The 20165-nt window shown below is 73.2% G+C and carries 13 protein-coding genes and 1 riboswitch; of the genes, 10 read left to right on the top strand and 3 right to left on the bottom strand.

Going from position 1 to position 20165, the window contains the following annotated elements:
- Window positions 1–68 precede the first annotated feature (68 nt).
- Window positions 69–1073 (top strand): multidrug resistance efflux transporter family protein, encoded by a 1005-nt coding sequence (locus FHW12_RS07925; RefSeq protein WP_182530471.1) that lies wholly within the window; start codon window positions 69–71, stop codon window positions 1071–1073.
- Window positions 1074–1091: 18 nt separating this feature from the next.
- Here the strand turns inward: FHW12_RS07925 and FHW12_RS07920 are convergent, their stop codons facing one another.
- Both FHW12_RS07920 and hemP read right to left on the bottom strand, forming a co-directional pair.
- On the bottom strand, window positions 1092–1730 hold the full coding sequence (locus FHW12_RS07920) for a hypothetical protein (RefSeq protein WP_182530470.1): 639 nt from the start codon (window positions 1728–1730) through the stop codon (window positions 1092–1094).
- Window positions 1731–1985: 255 nt separating this feature from the next.
- Entirely contained in the window at window positions 1986–2192 is a 207-nt protein-coding gene (gene hemP / locus FHW12_RS07915) for a hemin uptake protein HemP (protein ID WP_182530469.1), read from the bottom strand.
- A 188-nt stretch (window positions 2193–2380) separates the two neighbouring features.
- On the opposite strand from hemP, the gene FHW12_RS07910 reads away from it, so the two are divergent.
- The 4 genes from FHW12_RS07910 to FHW12_RS07895 all read left to right on the top strand — a co-directional run bounded on the left by FHW12_RS07910 (window position 2381) and on the right by FHW12_RS07895 (window position 13956).
- Window positions 2381–4771, top strand: coding sequence for a winged helix-turn-helix domain-containing protein (locus FHW12_RS07910; RefSeq protein ID WP_182530468.1), 2391 nt, complete (start codon window positions 2381–2383; stop codon window positions 4769–4771).
- 169 nt (window positions 4772–4940) lie between these two features.
- Complete coding sequence (locus FHW12_RS07905; protein ID WP_182530467.1) at window positions 4941–9977, top strand: S8 family serine peptidase; 5037 nt, start codon at window positions 4941–4943, stop codon at window positions 9975–9977.
- Window positions 9978–10033: 56 nt separating this feature from the next.
- Window positions 10034–10123, top strand: a riboswitch (yybP-ykoY riboswitch).
- 88 nt (window positions 10124–10211) lie between these two features.
- Window positions 10212–10769, top strand: a complete 558-nt coding sequence (locus FHW12_RS07900; RefSeq protein ID WP_182530466.1) for a TMEM165/GDT1 family protein — start codon at window positions 10212–10214, stop codon at window positions 10767–10769.
- A 61-nt stretch (window positions 10770–10830) separates the two neighbouring features.
- A complete protein-coding gene (locus FHW12_RS07895) occupies window positions 10831–13956 on the top strand; it encodes a ligand-binding sensor domain-containing diguanylate cyclase (RefSeq protein ID WP_182530465.1) in 3126 nt (1041 codons plus the stop codon).
- Window positions 13957–13996: 40 nt separating this feature from the next.
- Here the strand turns inward: FHW12_RS07895 and glnK are convergent, their stop codons facing one another.
- Window positions 13997–14335: a P-II family nitrogen regulator gene (gene glnK, locus FHW12_RS07890; RefSeq protein ID WP_182530930.1), complete on the bottom strand. Its 339-nt coding sequence runs from the start codon at window positions 14333–14335 to the stop codon at window positions 13997–13999.
- 307 nt (window positions 14336–14642) lie between these two features.
- Between glnK and ubiK the strand changes: the two genes are divergently transcribed.
- The 5 genes from ubiK (at window position 14643) to FHW12_RS07865 (ending at window position 20152) form a co-directional block, all read left to right on the top strand.
- Window positions 14643–14909 (top strand): ubiquinone biosynthesis accessory factor UbiK, encoded by a 267-nt coding sequence (ubiK, locus tag FHW12_RS07885; protein WP_182530464.1) that lies wholly within the window; start codon window positions 14643–14645, stop codon window positions 14907–14909.
- Between the two features lie 211 nt (window positions 14910–15120).
- Entirely contained in the window at window positions 15121–16620 is a 1500-nt protein-coding gene (locus tag FHW12_RS07880) for a YifB family Mg chelatase-like AAA ATPase (RefSeq protein ID WP_182530929.1), read from the top strand.
- Between the two features lie 66 nt (window positions 16621–16686).
- Entirely contained in the window at window positions 16687–18465 is a 1779-nt protein-coding gene (locus tag FHW12_RS07875; protein WP_182530463.1) for a potassium/proton antiporter, read from the top strand.
- A gap of 78 nt (window positions 18466–18543) precedes the next feature.
- A complete protein-coding gene (locus tag FHW12_RS07870) occupies window positions 18544–19575 on the top strand; it encodes an XdhC family protein (protein WP_182530462.1) in 1032 nt (343 codons plus the stop codon).
- Window positions 19559–20152 carry a nucleotidyltransferase family protein gene (locus FHW12_RS07865; RefSeq protein WP_182530461.1) on the top strand — a complete coding sequence of 198 codons (594 nt, stop codon included), beginning with the start codon at window positions 19559–19561 and terminating at the stop codon, window positions 20150–20152. Before FHW12_RS07870 ends, FHW12_RS07865 begins: the two co-directional genes overlap by 17 nt.
- Window positions 20153–20165: the final 13 nt, after the last annotated feature.

Below are 20165 nucleotides of genomic sequence, written 5' to 3'. Positions count from 1 at the left end.
ACGGCGCGGCGGCAGGCACGGTCGGGGCCGGATAGACTGCCGCGTTCGGACCCTGCACGACCCGAACCATGCCTTCATTGCGTCCCTACCGAACGCGGGCGCTCGCCGCAGTCGCACTCGGCCTCGCGGCAGCGCTGTTCTTCACCGCGACCTACGTGCTCAACCGCGCGATGGCGACCGCAGGCGGCCATTGGGCCTGGTCGGCGGCGCTGCGCTACCTGCTCACCTTGCCGATGCTCGCGCTCGTGCTCGCCTGGCGAGGCGGCTTCGGCGCGGTGTGGTCGGCGCTGCGCGCGCACCCGTTCGCCTGGCTCGCGTGGAGCGGCGTCGGCTTCGGCCTGTTCTGCGTGTGCCTGACCTGGGCCGCGGCGTTCGCGCCCGCGTGGCTCGTCGCGGGTACGTTCCAGCTCACCGTGATCGCCGGCATGCTGCTCGCGCCGCTGCTGTATCGCGACGAACGCGCGCGCCTGCCGCTCGCCGCGCTCGCGTTCGGCGGCGTGATCGTGCTCGGCGTCGCGCTCATGCAAGGCGCGCATTTCCACGGTCGGCTCGATCGCGACGCCTGGCTCGCGCTCGCTTCGGTCGCGCTGTCTGCGTTCCTCTATCCGCTCGGCAATCGCGCGATCCTGCTGCACCTGGAACGCACCGGCGAGCAGCTCGACGCGACCCAGCGCGTGTTCGGCATGACGCTCGCGAGCCAGCCGTTCTGGTGGCTCGTCGCCGCCTACGCGGGCCACGCCGCCGGCGCGCCGGCGCCGATGCAGGTGCTGCTCGCCGCCGGCGTCGCGCTGCTCACCGGCACAATCGCGACGATCCTGTTCTTCCGCGCAACCGCGATGGTGCAGGATGATCCCGCCGCGCTCGGTGCGGTCGAAGCGATGCAGGCCGCCGAGCTGCTGTTCTCGAGCGGGCTCGGCGTACTCTGGCTCGGCGAGGCGGTGCCGCACGGCTGGGCCGCGCTCGGTGCCGCGCTCGTCGTCGCCGGCATCATCGCGCTCGGCATCCTGGTCGGGCGCCGCGCCGCGGGCGACCGCCGCGCGACGCGCGCGCTGCATTGCGACCGCGGCGCCTGAGCCGGCGCGTCGACCGGATCAGGCCGCGTACAGCGGCGAGACGAGTTCGGCGCCTTCGTCGCGTGCGATCGCGCGCGCGAGCTCGAGTCCGAGCAGCGAGATGCGCAGCGGCGCATGCGCATCGAGCGTGTGCAACCACGGCCGGCGGCGCTGTTCGAACGCGAGCAGGCGTGCGCGCCACCCGCCCGCGAGGCGCGCGAACGCGTGGCGCAGGAATGCTCCGTGCGCGCTCCGGCGCGTCGGCGCATCGCCGGCAGGCACGCTGCGGCACTGTGCCGCCATCTCGTCCCAGGCGAGGTAGTCGCTGTCGGGCAACAGGAACAGTTTCGCGCGCGCCTCGCCGTCCGCGGCCGCGAACGCGAGCCATTCGCGCGGACCGTTCGGCGTGACGGCCTCGCGCACGGTGACGTCGCTGCAGCGCGCGAGCACCGCGAGCGCCGGATGATCGAGCAGGACGAGGCCGCGCGGCGGCGCACCACCGACGGCCGCCGCGGGTGCGCGCCGCTCGAGCCAGAGCACGGTGCCGAGTTTCGGCAGGAGGTCGGCGAGGCGCGCGAGATCGAGGCCGCGCGGCGCCGGTGCCTGCGGCGGCGAGTGCGGTGATGGGTCGAAATGCGGCGGGAACCCGCCGTCGTTGCCGTCGTCGTGCAGGGGCATCGGGGAACCTCCTCGAAGGTCGGAATCGACGCGGGCGAGACACCGGGCGCACGCGATTCGCCGCGACATCGGGCGCGGGGCCGGCATGCGCCGCGGTGCAGCACGCGGTTCCAGGGTCCAGTGGTCGTGACGGCGGCTGGCGGAGAACCGGCGTGGCGTACCGGTGCAGGCTGGCGACGTTGGAGTCTGCCGGGTCGCGCACAGCGGCCCGTCTCGCGTCGATCGCCACGCGATGCGCGATCGGACGCGCGGTGCCTACTTGGTGAGGATCAGCTTGTCGTTGCGCGTGAGGCGCAGGTGGTATTCCTGGCCCGCGTGCTCGATGACGAGCTCGCGCCCGCCGTCGAGCAGCTTGCCGCTGCTCACGCGCGCGGCGCGCGGCGGCGGGGTCATCGGCCGTCGCAGCGCGACGCCAGCAGACGGGTTCGCGGACAGCGGCGGGGTAGCGGTCGAATCGAACATGGCCATCGCTCCAGTGTACGGACACCTAGATGATAATGATTCGCATTTGCTTGTCAACGTGTTGATTCTGCATCCTCGCCGTCAGGTCCTCACGAGTGCGCCGAAGCAGCCCTTCGCGGCTACCATCCAGCGTTGGGACGCGGGTGCGACAGGCCCGCGTCGCGCACGTCCGCCGGGAAGCCCCACGCTTGCACCAGTTCCGCTTCGAGGATTTCCGGCTCGACCCCGCGCGACGCGAACTCCGTCGCGGCGACGAGCTGCTCGCGCTGCCGCCGAAGGCGTTCGACTGCATCGCCTACCTGATCGAGCACCGCGCGCGTGCGGTCGGCCGCGACGAACTCATGGCCGCGGTGTGGGGACGCAGCGAGGTCAGCGACAACTTGCTCGACCAAGTCATGCTGCGCGCGCGGCGCACGCTCGGCGACACCGACGAAGCGCGGCGCATGATCCGCACCGTGCCGCGCTTCGGCTACGCCTGGGTCGCGCCGGTGGAAACGATCGACGCCGATCGAGCGTCCGGCACGCCGGCGGTGCTGCCGGCGAGCGAGGTCGGAAGCGTGAAAGCGGCCGAAGCGACGGCGCGCGATGCAACGCCTGCGGCCACTCCATCGAGCCGGCGCGCGCGCCACGCGATCGGCGCGATCGTCGTCGCGCTGCTCGCGGTCGGCGCGGCCGCTTGGTGGTGGTCACGCACGCCGGTACCGCCGCCGCTGGCGCACGCGAACCTCGCGTTGCTGCTGCCGGTCGCGGTCGACGCCGACGCGAAGTACGGCTGGGCGCGGCTCGGCGCGATGGACCTCATCGCCGACCGGCTGCGCAGCGCGGGCCAGGCGATGGTGCCGAGCGACAACGTGATCCCGCTCGCACGCGACCTCGGCGGCGACGCGCCCGATGCCGCGCAACTGCAGCACATCACCGAGGCGTCGACCGCGGCGATCGTGCTGCGCGCGCGCGCTGCCCTCTCGGCCGGCTACTGGCGCGTGAGCGTGCAGAGCCTGCGCGGACGCTCGCCGGCGCTGTTCGCCGAAGGCGAAGCGCGCGAACTGCTCGAAGCCGCACGCATCGCCGCCGATCGCACCGCCGCGCAGCTCGGCCTCGCGCCGCCGCGCGACGACGACCTCCGCTCACCGCGCGAGCGGGCGCTCGACGGCGTGCTGCAGCAGGCCGAGGCGGCGATGCTCGCCGACCAGCCGGACACCGCGCGCGCGCTGCTCGACACGCTCGACGCCGAACAGGGCGCGCGTCCCGACGTGCGCTTCCGCCGAGCCGGCATCGATTTCCGCAGCGGCCGCCTCGACGCCGCGCAGGCGACGTTCGAGGCGCTGCTCGATTCCGGATCGGCCGGCGACGATCCGCTGTTCCACGCGCGCGTGCTCAACGGCCTCGGCAACGTCGCACTGCGCCGCGACGACTACGCCGCGGTCGAGCGCATCGCCGGCAGCGTCGTCGCGCTGCTCGGCGACGCCGCGCCGTCGCCCGAGCTCGGCCGCGCGCTGACCGGCCGTGCGATCGCGCGCAGCGCGCTGTTCCGCTTCGACGACGCGGTCGCCGACTTCGCGCAGGCGCGCGTCGTGCTCGAGAGCGTCGGCGATCGCCTCGGCCTCGCGCGCATCGACGCCAACCTCGGCATCCTCGAAGCGCGCCGCGACCGCTACGCCGAGGCGCTGCCGCTGCTCGAGCGCGGTGCCGGCCAGCTCGCCAATTTCCACGACCTCACCAGCGAGCTGTTCGCTCGCGTGGCGGCCGCCTACGCGAAGCTCTACCTGCTCGACGATGCCGCCGCGCTCGCGGGCGAGCCGCGCCTGCGCGAACTGGTCGAGCGCGAACCGAATCCGCAATGGAAGCGCTACGCGACGCTCGCGCGCGTCGACGTGCTCGCCGCGAACGGCCGGCTCGAGGAAGCGCGCACGCTGCTGCGCGGCGTGCTCGAGGACGCCATCCGCGCCGGCGACGCGCCGCTGCTCGGCTCGGCGCGCATCATCGCCGCGCGCCAAGCGCTCGCCGACGGCGACGCGGCGCGCGCGTCGAACGAAGCCGGCGAAGTGCTGAAGGCGGACTGGCAGGCGGAGACGCCGCGCGAACAGGCGGGCGCCTGGCTTACCCTCGTGCGCGCGCGCATCGCGCGTGGCGATGCGGCGACCGCGCAGGGCGACGTCGCCGCGCTCGCGCGCTGGGCCGAACGCGACGGCGCGCCGGTCGCCGCGCTCTACGCCGTGCTCGCTCGCGCCGAGCACGCGGCGGCGAGCGACGCGGCCGCGCAGGCCGACGCCGACTTCGCCGCCGCGCTCGCGCAGGCCGAACGCCAGCGCGTGCCCGAGGATCTGCTGCGCGTGTGCATCGCCTACACGCAGGCATTGCTCGCGCGCGGCGAGCTCGCGCGCGCCGGTCCCGTCGCCGCGCGCATCGCGGGCTGGGCGGCACAGGACTACGACGCCGCGTTGCTGCAGGTGCGCCTCTACCACGCGCTCGCCCAGGTCGAGCCGTGGCACAACGCGCTCGAACGCGCGCGCCGACTCGCCGGCGAACGCGTCGTCCCACTCGAACTCACGCGCGAGCCGGTGCGCGGCGCCGCGCGCTAACGCATTGTCGTTGCTGCGATTCAGCGACAGCACAGGGCGCGCAAAGGATTCGCGAATGCACGCGGCGGGCGGGCTGGCCTAGCCTGCGGCGACGTGGTCGTCGCGACGATCGACGGCGAACCGCCGTCGTCGCGCAGGGCCCGCCGCCGAAGAACGACGAGAGATTCCCATGCACGATGTCGCACACGCGCGCACGCCGCGCGGACACCGCCCGCTTGCGCCGGGCCGGTTCTGGTCGCCGCTGCTCGGCGTCGCCCTGCTGGTCTTCTGCAACGGCCTGCTCGCGTCGACGGGCGAGGTCCGCACGCCCGCGGCACAGGTCCGCGGCAGCGCCGGCACAGCGGGTGGCCAGGCGACGACCGCGGTCGAGATCGCACCCGCGCTGCAGCGCCGCCTCGCCGCGGGCGAGCGCGGCGGCTTCGCGATCGAATTCCGCGAGCGCGCCGACCTCTCCGCCGCGCGTACGCTCGACTGGATCGCGCGCGGCCGCTACGTGCACGAACGCCTGCGCGAGACCGCCGAGCGCAGCCAGGCCGGCGTGCGGCGCCTGTTGCGCGAGCGCGGCGTCGCGTTCCATGCCTACTGGATCAAGAACACGATCCTCGTCGAGCAGGGCGACGTCGCCACCCTGCAACGCGTCGCGCAGGCGCCCGGCGTCGCGCGCATCCGCGAACTGCCGAAGGCTGAACTCGTCGCGCCCGAGCACCCGCCCGTGCGCGCGGCGGCGCGGCCCGTCGATGCCGGCGGCGCGACCGACAACATCACCTGGATCGGTGCCGACCACGTCTGGAACGACGGCACCACCGGCGACGGCGTCACCGTCGGCATCATCGACGACGGCGTGTTCTACCGCCACGAAGCGATCGTGCGGCAGTACCGCGGCAATCTCGGCGCGGGCGGCTTCGTGCACGACTACAACTGGTACGCACCGCTGCTGCTGACGACCGAACCCGACGGCTCGCAGGGCGAAGGGCACGGCACGCACGTGACCGGTACGGTCCTCGGCGACGACGGCGCGGCCGACCCGATCCTGCGCCATCGCACGGGCGTCGCACCCGGCGCGCGCTGGATCGCCTGCCTCGGCCTGCCGATCAAGGGCGCCGAGTTCGCGTTGCCCGCGTGCGGCGAGTTCATGCTCGCGCCGACGAAGACCGACGGCAGCGCGCCGAACCCGGACTTGCGCCCGCAGGTCGTCAACAATTCCTGGGGCAGCTACGCGCTCTGCGACGGCAGCGCCGACGACTTCTACCGCGACATCGTCGAGGCGTGGGTCGCCGCCGGCCTGTTCCCGGTGTTCGCCGCGGGCAATGCGGGCAACTGCGGCCTGCCCGAGCCGCCCGGCCTGTCGACGGTGACGAGCCCCGCATCGCTCGGCAGCGCGTTCGCGGTCGGCTCGACCGGCAATCACGACGGTGCGTACGCACCGCATTCGCTGTGGGGGCCCGCGCTCGAGGCGAGCGAGGGCTTGCCGACGTATCCGGACCCGCGCGGCTATCCGACGATGAAGCCGCAGGTCGTCGCGCCCGGCGTCGACATCCTCTCGGCGATCGACGGCAGCGACGGCTACGCGACGATGACCGGTACGTCGATGTCGGCGCCGCACATCAGCGGGCTCGTCGCGCTCATGCTCGAAGCGGGCGAATGCCTGCGCGGCGACTATGCCACGCTCGGCGGCATCGTCATGCAGACCGCGCGACCGATCGACTACGCCAGCGGCGGCTCGCCGCCGCCGGGTGTCGGCAACCTGCCGAACTACGCGACCGGCTGGGGCGAGATCGACGCGCCGCGCGCGGTCGAAGCGGCCGCGCACGCGTGCGGACCGCAGGGCTTCGTCCGCGGCCAGGTCGGTAGCGCGGCGGGCGCGCCGATCGCCGGCGCGACGATCGAAATGTTCGTCGACGAGAACGTGCGCGTGTACCAGGCGACCAGCGGCAGCGACGGCGGCTACGTGCGCCGCCTGCCGGTCGACGCGGGCAGCGGCTACACCGTGCGCGTGACCGCGTACGGCTACCTGCCTTCGAGCGAGGCCGGCGTGCGCGTGCAGGCGGACGCGACGACGCGCCACGACGTCGCGCTCGCGCCGGCGCCGATGATCAAGGTCGGCGGTCGCGCCGTCGATGCGGCGACCGGCTGGCCGCTGCACGCGAAGATCGAGATCTCCGGCTATCCCGACGGCCCGGTGTGGACCGATCCGCTCAGCGGCCGCTACTCGGTGCGCCTGCCGGACGGACGTCCCTACCGCTTCGACGTCACGAGCGACATCACGGGCTACCGCACGACGTCGCGCGAGCTCGCGTCGATCGCCAGCGGCGCGGAGCAGGACTTCGCGCTCGCGGCCGATCCGGTCGCATGCGACGCACCCGGCTACGCGTATGCGACGAGCCTGCTCGGCGAGAATTTCGAGGGTAACGGCAGCGCGCCCCCGCCGGGCTGGAGCCGTTCGAGTGCGGGACTCGGCTGGCTGTTCGGCGACGCCGCCGACGTCGGCGGTTCGATCTTCCCGATTCCCGCGCACGGGCGCATCGCCGCGGCGAGCGACGAACTCGGTGCCGGCGAAGGCCTCGACAACGACGGTCGCAGCGACTACCTGCAGTTGCCGGCGCTGAACCTCGCGATCGCGAACCCGGTGCTGCGCTATCGCAGCTACTACGTCGACACCGGCGGCCGCGCGCGCATCGAGGCGAGCACCGATGGCGGCGCGACGTGGAATGCGCTCGGTGCGCCGAGATCGGCGTACGAACTCGGCGGCTGGACCGACGAGACGGTCGCGCTGTCGGCCGCGGCGGCGAATGGCGCGCGCCTGCGCTTCCACGCCGACGACGGCAGCAGCGACGGTGATCCGCGCGTCGGCGGACCGTGGGCGATCGACGACGTGAGCGTGCGCGGCGCGTGCACGGCGCCCGCGAGCGGCGGCCTCGTCGTCGGCCACGTCCGCGACGCGAACACCGGCATCGGTCTCGACGGCGCCGAAGTGCGCGTCGCCGGCGGCATCGCGGTCACGACCGCGCGCAGCGCCGATCCCGGCGTCGGCGAAGGTTTCTATGCGGCGTACGCGCCGAGCGGCGCGCCGCTCGTGACGGCGACGCGCGGACGCCAGCCCGCGGGCTACGGCGATGCGGCGCAAGCCGCAAACGTGGCCACCGGCGCGACCGTGCGCGCGGACCTCGCCCTGCCCGCCGGCCGGCTGCGCCTGTATCCGGCGGCACCCGCGGCGAGCGTCGAACTCGGCGCGACCGCGCACACGTCGCTCACGCTCGACAACAGCGGCACGGCGCCGCTGCAGTTCGGCCTCGAGGGCGTCGCGATCGAGGAACACTTCGAAGGCGCGACGTTCCCGCCCGACGGCTGGAGCGTGGTCAACGTCGGTGCGGGCTGCGCATGGAGCGCGCTCGATCCGGCGCACGCGGCGAACACCGCGGGCGGCGACGGCCGCGCGGCGATGGTCGACCTCTACCCGTGCTGGGGCGGCGACGCGTCGGACACGGCACTGGTGTCGCCGCCGCTCGATCTGTCGACCAGCCATACCGCGTCGGTCGGCTTCTTCCTGTCGCTGTTCGAAGGCGCCGACAACGCGCCGCGCCTCGACGTCGACGCCTCCGCCGACGGCGGCACGACGTGGACGACCGTGGACAGCGAGACGCACGAGAACAACGGCAGCGGTCCGGGTGCGCTGATCGAACTCGATCTCAGTGCATTCACCGGCGCGCCGGACGTGCGCGTGCGCTTCCACTACACGGGCACGCCGCCGTGGGGCTCGGTCGTCGTCGACCAGGTGCACCTGTTGGAATCGATCAACGCGAGCACGCTGCTCGACGTCGCGCCCGACCACGGCACGCTCGCCGCCGGCGCGAGCCGCACGCTCGACGTCGCGTTCGACGCGCGCGACGTCGCGCAGCCGGGCACCTACCGCGTGCCGATCCGCATCGCCGAGGACACACCGTACGCTTGGCCGTTCGGCGACGTCGAAGCGACCATGACGGTGACCGCACCGGCGAGCTACGGCGCGCTGGTCGGCGTGGTGCGCAGCCTCGGCGCCTGCGACGCGCATCCCCTGGCGCTCGCCGGCGCGACGATCACGATCCACGCCGCCACCGGCGAGAGTTCGACGACGACGAGCGGCGCCGACGGCGCGTACCGCTACTGGGTCGACGCCACCCACGGTCCGTTCGCGCTCACCGTCGACGCGGTCGGCCATCGCCCGGTCACGCAGGATTTCAGTGTCGCCGCCGGCGGCGAAACGCCGGCCGACATCGACCTGCGTGCGCTGCAGGCCTGCCTCGGCACCGATCCCGCGGCGCCGCTCGGCGAGGTAGCCGCCGGGCAGACGACGTCGCTCGCGCTCGACCTGCTCAACACCGGCGCGGCCGCGACCGACTGGAGCGCGCGCGTGGGCGGTGATCCCGCGGTGCTTTCGCCGGTGCCGCTCGTGCAGACGACGAGCCCGGCGCCGACGCAGAACGCGAGTTTCGCCTGCATCAATCCGCCGACCGGCTACTCGCTCGACAACCGCTACCTGCGCCGCTTCGACCTCGCCACGCGCGGCGTGCCGGCCACGGAAATGGTCGTGCGTGGCGTGACGTTCGCGGTCGACTCGGCGATGTCGACGACGGGATCGCAGCCGGTCACCGTGCGCGTGCACGCGCTGCACGGCGAGTTCACGTTCGCCAACCTCGAGTTGCTCGCCGAGAAGACCATCGACGTCGCCGACACGAGCCTGCAGCGCATCAGCATCGCGTTCGACGCGCCGCTGCACGTCGCCGGCGACAGCGTGCTCGTCGCCGAGATCCACGTTCCGTCGGGCATGGCCGGCGGCAACACGTTCTACCCGGGCGGCAACAGCGACGGCGAGAGCGCCCCCGCGTACTGGGCCGCGCACGACTGCGGCATCGACGAACCGCTCGCGTATCCCGAAGTCGGTTTCGACTGGGTCCACCTGATCCTCGAACTCGACACGCTCGCGAGCGACCCGTGCGGTGCGACCGCGGCGCCGGTCGGCTGGCTCGCGCTCGCGCCCGCGGCCGGCCACATCGAAGCCGACGCGATGCTGCCTCTGCAGGCGATGTTCGACGCCGGCGGCACGGCCGACGGCGTCCACGGCGGCTCGATCTGCCTCGCGTCCGCAGCGGCGCCGGCAGCGACCGTCGTCGTGCCGGTGACGATGCGCGTCGGCAACGGCGACGCGATCTTCGCCGACGGCTTCGACTGACGGCGGCGCGCGCGGGCTGGCCGCCCCGCGCCCACGCCGCTACACTGCGCGCGCTCCATCGGGGAGTAGCCGCGCGCAGGTGCGTGGCGAGCGTCAACACACTTGGCCGGCAGGCCATGGCGCGCGCGGGGTTCCACCGGGACCTTCGGCAAGACCTTTGGTTCGTGCAGGCAGCACCCGGCCGGGACTGCGTGCGCGATCCATCGCGTCCGCTTCCCGGCCCCGGAGTTCCCCATGCAAACCCTGCTCGTTTCGACCGCCGCGGTAGCGATCGCCGAAATCGGCGACAAGACCCAGCTGCTGTCGCTGATCCTCGCCGCGAAGTACCGCCGGCCGTGGCCGATCTGTCTCGGCATCCTGCTCGCGACGCTCGTCAATCACGCGCTCGCCGGTTCGGTCGGCGCGCTCGTCGCGCACTGGCTGTCGCCGCAGGCGCTCAAGTGGATCGTCGCGGCGAGCTTCTTCGCGGTCGCGCTATGGACGCTCAAGCCGGACGCGGCCGACGAAGACGAGGCCGAGCGCGGTGCCGGCCATGGCGTGTTCATCGCGACGCTCGTCGCGTTCTTCCTCGCCGAGATGGGCGACAAGACCCAGGTCGCGACGGTCGTGCTCGCCGCGCAGTATTCGCCGCTGTGGCAGGTCGTCGCCGGCAGCACGCTCGGCATGCTGCTTGCAAACGTTCCGGTCGTCTGGCTCGGCGCGCGGTTCGCGGCGAAACTGCCGTTGCGCGCCGCGCGCATCGGCGCGGCGCTGCTGTTCGCCGCGCTCGGGGCCTGGATCCTGCTGCGCTGAGGCCGACGCAGCCGGGCGCGGCGACGGCCATTCGGAGCGGAGACGCGCGATCCTTTGTCCCATGTTGCCAATCGCCCGCCGTTTGCGCCGCTCTCGCGGGCTCGCGCACGCGCGCCGCATCGGCGCCGCGGTGCTCGCGCTCGTGTTCTGCGCAGCGGCCGGCGCCGCGCCGCCGGCGGTCGTCGACGGGCCCGCGCCGACCCACGACGCGTCACTGCGCTGGCAGAGCTACCGGCGCTACGCGAGCCGCGAAGGCGTGCCGCGCAACTGGGTCACCGCGCTCGCGCAGGATCGCGACGGGTTCGTCTACGCGGGCACCGAGGAAGGCCTGGCGCGCTACGACGGCCGGCGCTGGGTTGGCGTGCCGCTTCCGCCCGGGGCGTCGACGCGGCAGCCGTACGTGACCGCGCTCGCCGCCGCGGCGGACGGCACGCTCTGGATCGGCACGGATACGGCCGGCCTGTACGCCTGGCGCGACGGCCGGCTCGAGCGGCGCGCGCTGGCGACGGCAGCGAGCGGCGGCGTCACCTGCCTGCAGACCGACGCGGACGTCGTCTGGGTCGGTACCGACGACGGTATCGACCGCTGCGATGCCGACGGTTGTCGTGCGCTCGACGCTGCTCGCGGCCTGCACGTGCGCAGCCTGCTGCCCGCACGCGGCGCGACGGTCGCCTCCCTGTACGTCGGCACGGGCGATGCGGGGGTCGTGCGCATCGACGACGCGCGTGGCTCGTCGCACCGATCGGCCTGGCGACTCACGCACGCGGACGGACTGCCCGACGATGCGGTCGCCGCGCTCGCCGAATGGGGCGGCGCGAACGGCCATGACCTGTGGATCGCGACCGCGCGCGGTGTCGCGCGACTCGCCGACGCGACCCTCCTCGTGTACGCCGGCGCTTCGGGGTTCGCCGGCGGTGCGAGTCGTTTCGTGCGCATGCCGCGCGCGAGCGGCGGCGAGCGCCTCGTCGCGACCTTGTCGACCGGCGGCCTCGCCGAGTTCGACGACGACGGCCACTGGCGGCGCACGACGACCGCGAACGGCCTGCCCGAGAACGCGATCAACACCGCGCTCGTCACCGACGCCGACCAGCCTTCGCCCGTGCTCTGGCTCGGCTCCGGCCACAGCGGCGTGCTGCGCGGCGAACCGCAGACGTGGTCCGCGTTCGTCGAACGCGACGGCCTGCCGCATCGCGTCGTGCTCGCGCTCGGCGAAACGCGCTTCCTCGACGGCGAGGAAGCGGTCTGGATCGGCACGAGCGGCGGCAGCGTGCGTCGCGACGGCGACGAATGGCGGTCGTGGCTGCCGGCCAAATACGCGCGCAGCGAAGTGTTCGACGTCGTGCGCGACGGCGACCACCTCTGGGTCGCAACACGCGAAGGCCTGCTGCGCGTCGCCAGCGACGGCGTGCGTGCGTACACGAGCGCGAACTCGGCGCTGCCGGACGACACCGTCGTCGGCCTCCACCTGCAGCATGGCGACGGCGGCGACACGCTGTGGCTCGGCACGCGACATGGCATCGCGCGCGTGCGCGGCGACCGCCTCGAGCGCGAAGCCGTGCCCGAAGAGCCCGCGGACTTCTTCGTGCGCGTGCTGCGCGACACGCGCGACGCGAGCGGTGCGGCGACGCTCTGGGCGGGATCCGAACACGGCCTGTATTTCGCGCGCGACGGCGCCTGGCGCCGGCTCGCCTGCAGCGGGCTCGGCGACACCGCGGTGTTCGACCTGCGCGAGCGCGGCGCCCCGGGTCATGCGCATGGGCTCTGGGTCGCGACGTTCGACGGCGTGCTGCGCGTCGACCTCGATCGCGATCTCGCGTGCACGCGGATCGCACTGCCGACGTCGCCGAACGCAGCCTCGATCTACCAGCTGCAGTTCGATGCGCGCGAGCGCATGTACCTGTTCGGCGCGAACGGCGTGCTGCGCCTACCGGCCGGCTACCGTGGTCCCGACGACGCCGGCATCGAACGATTCGATCTCGCCGACGGCTTGCCCGACCTCGAGTTCACGCGTGCTTCGCTGCTCGACGCGCAGGGCCGCCTGTGGGGCGGCACGATCGAAGGCGCGGCGATGTACGACCCGGCATCGGAGCGGCCGCCGGCGGCGCCGCGGCCGCTGCGTATCCTCGCCGCGAAGGAGGAACGCGGCGGCGGCGATCTCGGTGACAGCGCGGACCTCGACGAAGCCTCCAGCAACGTCGCGTTCGAGCTCGGACTGCTGTCCTACCAGCGCGACTACCGCACGCGGTATCGCACGCAGCTGGTCGGGCTCGAGCCGCAGCCGGGCGAGTGGAACGACAGCGCTCACCGCAGCTACAGCCGCCTGCCGCCCGGCCGCTACGAATTTCGTGCGTGGGCGCGCGCCGCCGACGGCGTCGAGAGCGGAACGGTTTCGCACGCGTTCCGCGTGCACGCGCCGTGGTGGCGCCGGCCGTGGGCGTTCCTGCTCTACGCCGCGGCGATGATCCTGCTCGGGCTGTTCGCGGGACGGGTGCGCGCCCGCGCATTCGCCGCGCGCGCCCGCGCGCTCGAGCACGAAGTCGGCGAACGCACGCGCGCGCTCGCCGAGGCGAACCGGCAGCTCGCGCACGCGTCGCTGACCGATCCGCTCACCGGCCTGTGGAACCGTCGCTACTTCGGCCTCGAGCTGCCGCCCGAGTGCGAGCGCGCGATCCGCCGCGCCGTGCGCGGCGAGTGCGCGGCCGACCTCATCTTCGTGCTCGCCGACGTCGACCACTTCAAGCGCATCAACGACGCGCACGGCCACGCCGCGGGCGACGCGGTGCTGGTCGAGTTCGCGCGGCGCGTGCGCGCGCTGCTGCGCAGCGGCGACGTCGCGCTGCGCTGGGGCGGCGAGGAGTTCCTCGTCGTGCTGCGCGACACCGAGCGCGAGCGCGCGTGTGCTTCGGCGCTGCGCCTGCGCGACGCGATCGCGTCGACACCGTTCATCGTCGGCGCGACGCCGCTGCAGGTGACGTGCTCGATCGGCTGGGCCGCGTTTCCGTTCGACGCGCGCGCGCCGCGCCACGGCAGCGTCGACCAGGTCATCACGTTCGCGGACGCAGCGCTCTATCGCGCGAAATGCGCCGGTCGGGACCGCGTCGTCGGCGCCCGCGCGGACGCCGGCAGCGTGGGCGGCATCGCCTACGTCGAGGCGGACATCGAAGGTGTCGGCGCGGATGCCGGATGAGGATCGCGCCGCCGTCCCGGCATGACGCGCGCGCAGCGCGTCAGAGCGCGTCGGCGTCGAGTTCGCCCGTGCGGATGCGCACGACGCGGTCGAGCTGCCAGACGAAGATCTTGCCGTCGCCGATCTTGCCCGTGTTCGCGGCCTGGCTGATCGCCTCGACGACGCGCTCGAGCTGGTCGTCCGCGACCGCGACCTCGAGCTTGATCTTCGGCAGGAAGTCGACCACGTACTCGGCGCCGCGATAGAGCTCCGTGTGGCCCTTCTGGCGCCCGAAGCCGCGCACTTCGGTGACCGTGATGCCCTGCACGCCGATCTCGGCGAGCGCTTCGCGCACATCGTCGAGCTTGAACGGCTTGATGATCGCCATGACCATCTGCATCGCGGTCTCCCGGGTGGTCTTGTTCAGCATCGCGACTATAGCCGATCGACCGGTAGGAAATTTCCTACAGAGCAATCCGAATTCCGCGGATGGCGGCGATCGAGGGTCGGCCTAGACTGGCTGGCGCGGGGAGGTTGCGCCGACGGAACGGCGCCGCAGGGAGGCTCCGGCCGGTGGCGGACCATCGCGTTCGCCACCGGTCGCCCCCACGGACGGGGAAACGAGATGCAACGGTTCCGAACAGCCGGCACAGGCTGCGGTCCGCCCGCTACGATGTACGCCATCATCAGCATGCCAGGGTGAACGCATGATCCACGTCCAAGCCATCGACACGCTCGCACAGCGCCTCGCGGCGCTCGTGCCACCGGGTCTGCACGAAGCGCGCGCCGACCTCACGGCGAACTTCCGCAGCGCGCTGCAAGCCGGCCTGCGCGACCTCGATCTCGTCACGCGCGAGGAATTCGACGTGCAACGCTGCGTGCTGCTGCGCACGCGCGAGAAGATCGAGGAGCTCGAGCAGCAGGTGCTCGCGCTCGAACGCAGCCTCGCGGCGAACCCCGCGCCGAAGCACTGACGCACGTCGCGGCGGCACCGCCGTCGCCTTCATCCGCCCGCTCATCGAAGGGACGCGCCGCTGCGGCGGCGACGGGCGAACGCGTCCGCGGCAGGGAGGCCGCTTGCATGGAATGCCGCCGAACGGATTTCCCGGGATGCCCGCTGTCCGCCGCAGTTCACCCCATGGCGCGGACGGCGGGCTCTTTTTCCGCCGCGCCGCCGGCACGCCGATGAGCCTCGCGGTCGTCTACAGCCGCGCGCAAGTCGGCATTGTCGCGCCGCTCGTCTCCTGCGAAGTGCACCTTTCGGGCGGCCTGCCGGGCACGTCGATCGTCGGCTTGCCGGAAACGACCGTGAAGGAAGCGCGCGATCGCGTGCGCGCGGCGATCCTCAACGCGCAGCTCGAGTACCCGCAGCGCAAGGTCACCGTCAATCTCGCGCCGGCGGACTTGCCCAAGGAGGGCGGCCGCTTCGACCTGCCGATCGCGCTCGGCGTGCTCGCCGCCAACGGCAGCGTGCCGCGCGACGCGCTCGATGGCTGCGAGTTCATCGGCGAGCTCGCGCTGTCGGGCGAACTGCGCGCGGTGCGCGGCGTCCTGCCCGCGGTATTGCAGGCGACGCGACGCGGACGGCGCGTGATCGTGCCGCGCGAGAACGCGCGCGAGGCCGCGCTCGTCGAAGATGCCGACGTGCGCGTCGCCGGCTCGCTGCTCGAAGTGTGCGCGCACCTCGCCGGCCGCATCGACCTGCCGCACGCGGAAGTCGACGACATGACCGACACCGTCGCGATCGCGTCGCCGTGCCTGTCCGACGTGCGCGGCCAGCCGCACGCGCGGCGCGCGCTCGAGGTCGCCGCCGCGGGCGCGCACAACCTGTTGCTGGTCGGGCCGCCCGGCACCGGCAAGACGATGCTCGCGAGCCGACTGCCCGGCATCCTGCCGCCACTCGACGAGCACGAGGCATTGGAGCTCGCCGCGGTGCGCTCGGTCGCCGGCCACGACACCGACGTCGCGAACTGGAAGCGGCGCGCGTTCCGCGCGCCGCACCACACCGCGTCGGCCGCCGCGCTCGTCGGCGGCGGCACCGTGCCGCGCCCCGGCGAGATCTCGCTCGCGCACCACGGCGTGTTGTTCCTCGACGAGATCGTCGAGTTCGATCGCCACGTGCTCGAAGTGCTGCGCGAGCCGCTCGAATCCGGCCGCATCGCGATCTCGCGTGCGGCGCGCCAGGCGGAGTTTCCCGCGCGCTTCCAGCTCGTCGCGGCGATGAACCCGTGCCCGTGCGGATATGCAGGCGACGCGTCCGGTCGCTGCCGCTGCACGCCGGACATGATCGCACGCTACCGCGCGCGCCTGTCGGGTCCATTGCTCGATCGCATCGACCTCAAGCTCGAGATGCCGCGCGTCGCGCATGCCGAGTTGCGCGACGGCGCCGCCGGCGAGCACAGCGCGACCGTGCGTGCGCGCGTCGCGAGTGCGCGCGTGCGCCAGCTGCAGCGCGCGGGCAAGCCGAACGCGTGGCTCGGCAACCGCGAAGTCGAGCGCGACTGCGCGCTCGATGCGAGCCTGCACGCGTTGCTCGATCGTGCGGTCGAGCGGCTCGGCCTGTCGGCGCGTGCCTACCACCGCGTGCTGCGCGTCGCACGTACGCTCGCCGACCTCGCCGCCAGCGAGCGCATCGACGCCGTGCACCTCGCCGAGGCGATCCAGTACCGCCGCTTCGGCGCCTGAGCGCCGGCCGCGGCGCGCGTCGGCGCGTTCGACAACCGGCTATGATCCTTGCCGGAGCACCGACGAATGAATGCGATCCACGACATCTACTGGTTGCTCGCCGCCGCCTCCGCGCTGGTCCTCGTCGGCATCGGCTCGAGCCTCGTCGCGCGTCGCTTCGGCGCCCCGTTGCTGCTCGTGTTCCTCGTCGTCGGCATGCTCGCCGGCGTCGATGGTCCTGGTGGCATCCATTTCGACGACGTCGGCACGACCTATCGCATCGGTTCGCTCGCGCTCGCGGTGATCCTGTTCGACGGCGGGCTGCGCACGCGACGCGAAAGCTTCCGCGGTGTTTCCGCGCCGACCCTGTTGCTGGCGACGGTCGGCGTGGTCGTGACCGCCGCGCTCACGAGCCTCGCCGCGCGCGCGCTGCTCGGCCTCGGCCCGGTGCAGGCGCTGCTGCTCGGTTCGGTCGTCGCCTCGACCGACGCGGCCGCGGTGTTCTTCCTGCTGCGCGCGGGTGGCCTGCAACTGCGCTCGCGCGTCGGCGCGACGCTCGAGATCGAATCGAGCGCGAACGATCCGGTCGCGGTGTTGCTGACGACCTTGCTCGCCGAGTTCCTCGCCGCGCCGACCGGCGTCACCGCAGGCGACATCGCGCTCGAACTCGCGCTGCAGTTCGGCGTCGGCGCGCTCGGCGGTGCGTTCGGCGGATTCGCGATCGCCGCCGCGATGCGCCGGTTGCCGCTGACGGGTGGCCTCGCCGCGTTGTTCCTCGTCGCCGCCGCACTGTTCGTGTTCGGCGTCACCGGCTGGCTGCACGGCAGCGCGTTCCTCGCGGTCTACTTCGCCGGCGTCGTCGTCGGCAACCGCAACGTGCCCGGTTTCGCCAACCTGCTGTCGGTGCTCGATGCGGGCACGTGGCTGTGCCAAATCGTGATGTTCCTCGTGCTCGGGCTGCTCGCGACGCCGCATACTCTCGGTCCGGCGCTGCTGCCAGCACTCGGCCTCGCCGCGTTCCTCATGCTGGTCGGCCGTCCGCTCGCGGTCACGCTCTGCCTCGCACCTTTCCGTTACGGCAAGCGCGAGATCGGCTTCGTCGCGTGGGTCGGCCTGCGCGGGGCGGTCGGCATCTTCCTCGCCTCGATACCGATGCTCATGCGGCTGCCGAACGCGCAGCTGATCTTCAACGTCGCGTTCATCGTCGTGCTCGCGTCGCTGCTCGTGCAGGGCTGGACGCTCGGCCTCGCCGCGCGCCTGCTCGACGTCGCGCTGCCGCACCGCGATCGCGCGGTGCGGCGCGTCGAGCTCGACCTGCCCGGTTCGCTCGAACGCGAGATGGTCGGCTACGCGGTCGCACCGGGTGCGGCGATCCTCACCGGTGCGCCATTGCCCGGCTGGGCGCAGCTCGCGATGATCGTGCGCGGCGGCGCGATCCTCATGCCCGACGCGAGCGGCCCGCTCGCCGGTGGCGACTATGCCTACCTGCTCGCGCCACCCGGCCGCGTCTACCGCCTCGACTGGCTGTTCGCGCCGCCGGAAGAAGCGCGCGAGGCGGAGCGCGAGATGTTCGGCGAGTTCAGCTTCGACGCCGACGTGCGCCTCGCCGACGTCGCCGAGTTCTACGCTTTGCCGATCCGCGCGAAGGACGCGCCGCTCACGCTCGCCGAGCACTTCACGCGCCGCTACGAACACACGATCGAAATCGGCGACCGCGTGCGGCTCGGCCCGGTGAGCCTGATCGCGCGCGAGCTCGACGACGACGGCGTGCGCAAGGTCGGCCTCAAGCTCGAGCGGCTCGGCAACGTGCTCGTGCGACGACCGTGGCTCGCGCGCCTGTTGCCGAGTCGTTTCGTGGCGCGCTGAGCGGCAGCCTGTGACGCGGTCTGCGCCGCCGCCCGATGCGCGTCGTTATGATGAGCGTTTCCCGGGAATATGACTCGCATGCCGATCGTCGTCGAACCGTCGCTTCCGCCGCCGCCGCTCGGCGGCTTGCGCGCGCTCGTCGCCGGCGTCGAGTCACTCGCCGCCGCGCGGCGCGACGGCGTTCTCTGCGTGGTCGTCGGCAGCAGCGGTTCGACCTATCGCAAGCCGGGTGCACTGGTGCTGCTCGATGCGGCCGGCGTCCGCGTCGGCGCGTTGTCGGGCGGTTGCCTCGAAGCCGAGCTCGAGGCGCGCGCGCGCGACGTGCTCGCCAACGGCAGCGCGCAGTCGGCGCGCTTCGACACGAGCGGCGACGAGGATCGCGTGTTCGGATCGGGCACCGGTTGCGGCGGCTCGATCGACGTATTGCTGCTGCCGCTGCCGGCGAGCAACGCGCCGCTGCGCCGCGCGCTGCGCGCGGCCGACGCGCGGGACGTCGAACTCGTGCTCGACTTCGTCACCGACGGCGAGCGCCTCGGCAGCGGCGAAGCATGCGCCGGCGACGAACGTTATCGCTTCGACGAACGCGGCGGAGCCGTCGACGACGACATCGCGTTCGCGACGACCGGCCACGTGCGCGTGGCACCGGCGCCGCGCGTGCTGCTGCTCGGTGCGGGTCCGGAGACGCGACCGCTGCTCGCGCTCACGCGCCTGCTCGGCTGGCGCGTCGAACTCGCCGAACATCGCGAGCGCTGGCTGCGCTTCGCCACGGGCAGCGGCATCGACGACGAGCATCGCGACGGTCCCGACCGGCTCGCCGACGTCGTTGCGGCGACACGCTTCGACGCCGCGCTCGTGATGAACCACAACCTCGATCTCGACGCGCGCTGCCTGCGCGCGCTCGCCGCGAGCGCGGTGCCGTACGTCGGCCTGCTCGGTCCCGCCGCGCGGCGCGACGAACTGCTGGCGGAGATCGGCGACGCGCGCGACGCGCTGCGGGCGCGCCTGCATGCGCCGATCGGCCTGCGGCTCGGCGGCGAAGGCGCCGAGGCGATCGCGCTCGCGATCGTCGCGCAGCTGCAGCAGGAATTCGCGCGTGCAGCGCACGCATGAGCTCGCGCACGGCGCCGTGCTGCTCGCCGCGGGCGCGTCGACGCGGCTCGGTCGCGCCAAGCAGCTGATCGAGATCGACGGCGAGCCGCTGTTGCGGCGCGCGGCGCGCGCACTGCTCGAAACGTCTCCGCATACGCTCGTCGTCGTTCTCGGCCACGACGCGGCCGCGGTGGGCGCTTGCATCGCCGACTTGCCGCTCCAGCGGATCGTCGCGCGCGACCACGCCGAGGGCCTCGCTGCCTCGCTGCGCGCCGGCGTCGCCGCGCTGCCGGCCGATTGCGACGGCGCGCTCGTCGCGCTGACCGACCAGCCTGCGCTCGATGGCGCGCACCTGCGAGCATTGCGCGACGCCTGGCGAGCGACGCCCGCGCGAGCGAGCGCGAGCGCCTACGCCGGCGTGCTCGGCGTGCCGGCGCTGCTGCCGCGCGCGTGGTTCGCCGGCATCCTGCAGTTGCGCGGCGACACCGGCGCGCGGGCGCTGCTGCGCGAGCGCGCGGACGATGTCATCGCGATCGCCGCGCCGGCGCTCGCGCGCGATCTCGACACGCCGGGCGATCTCGCGCGGGAGCCGTCCTGACGATCACGGGTCC

Origin of the sequence: Dokdonella fugitiva (genome assembly GCF_014138265.1) — a bacterium.
Classification (GTDB): domain Bacteria; phylum Pseudomonadota; class Gammaproteobacteria; order Xanthomonadales; family Rhodanobacteraceae; genus Dokdonella_A; species Dokdonella_A fugitiva_A.
The sequence above is the reverse complement of the archived record's forward strand: the minus strand, read 5'-3'. Positions and strand labels throughout refer to the sequence as shown.

What these genes read in the sequence shown, in the direction of transcription:
- glnK (WP_182530930.1), bottom strand. Translation starts at nt 14,335, where the DNA reads ATGCAGATGGTCATGGCGATCATCAAGCCGTTCAAGCTCGACGATGTG.
- FHW12_RS07880 (WP_182530929.1), top strand. Translation starts at nt 15,121, where the DNA reads ATGAGCCTCGCGGTCGTCTACAGCCGCGCGCAAGTCGGCATTGTCGCG.
- FHW12_RS07875 (WP_182530463.1), top strand. Translation starts at nt 16,687, where the DNA reads ATGAATGCGATCCACGACATCTACTGGTTGCTCGCCGCCGCCTCCGCG.
- FHW12_RS07870 (WP_182530462.1), top strand. Translation starts at nt 18,544, where the DNA reads ATGCCGATCGTCGTCGAACCGTCGCTTCCGCCGCCGCCGCTCGGCGGC.
- FHW12_RS07900 (WP_182530466.1), top strand. Translation starts at nt 10,212, where the DNA reads ATGCAAACCCTGCTCGTTTCGACCGCCGCGGTAGCGATCGCCGAAATC.
- FHW12_RS07920 (WP_182530470.1), bottom strand. Translation starts at nt 1,730, where the DNA reads ATGCCCCTGCACGACGACGGCAACGACGGCGGGTTCCCGCCGCATTTC.
- FHW12_RS07895 (WP_182530465.1), top strand. Translation starts at nt 10,831, where the DNA reads ATGTTGCCAATCGCCCGCCGTTTGCGCCGCTCTCGCGGGCTCGCGCAC.
- ubiK (WP_182530464.1), top strand. Translation starts at nt 14,643, where the DNA reads ATGATCCACGTCCAAGCCATCGACACGCTCGCACAGCGCCTCGCGGCG.
- FHW12_RS07925 (WP_182530471.1), top strand. Translation starts at nt 69, where the DNA reads ATGCCTTCATTGCGTCCCTACCGAACGCGGGCGCTCGCCGCAGTCGCA.
- FHW12_RS07905 (WP_182530467.1), top strand. Translation starts at nt 4,941, where the DNA reads ATGCACGATGTCGCACACGCGCGCACGCCGCGCGGACACCGCCCGCTT.
- hemP (WP_182530469.1), bottom strand. Translation starts at nt 2,192, where the DNA reads ATGTTCGATTCGACCGCTACCCCGCCGCTGTCCGCGAACCCGTCTGCT.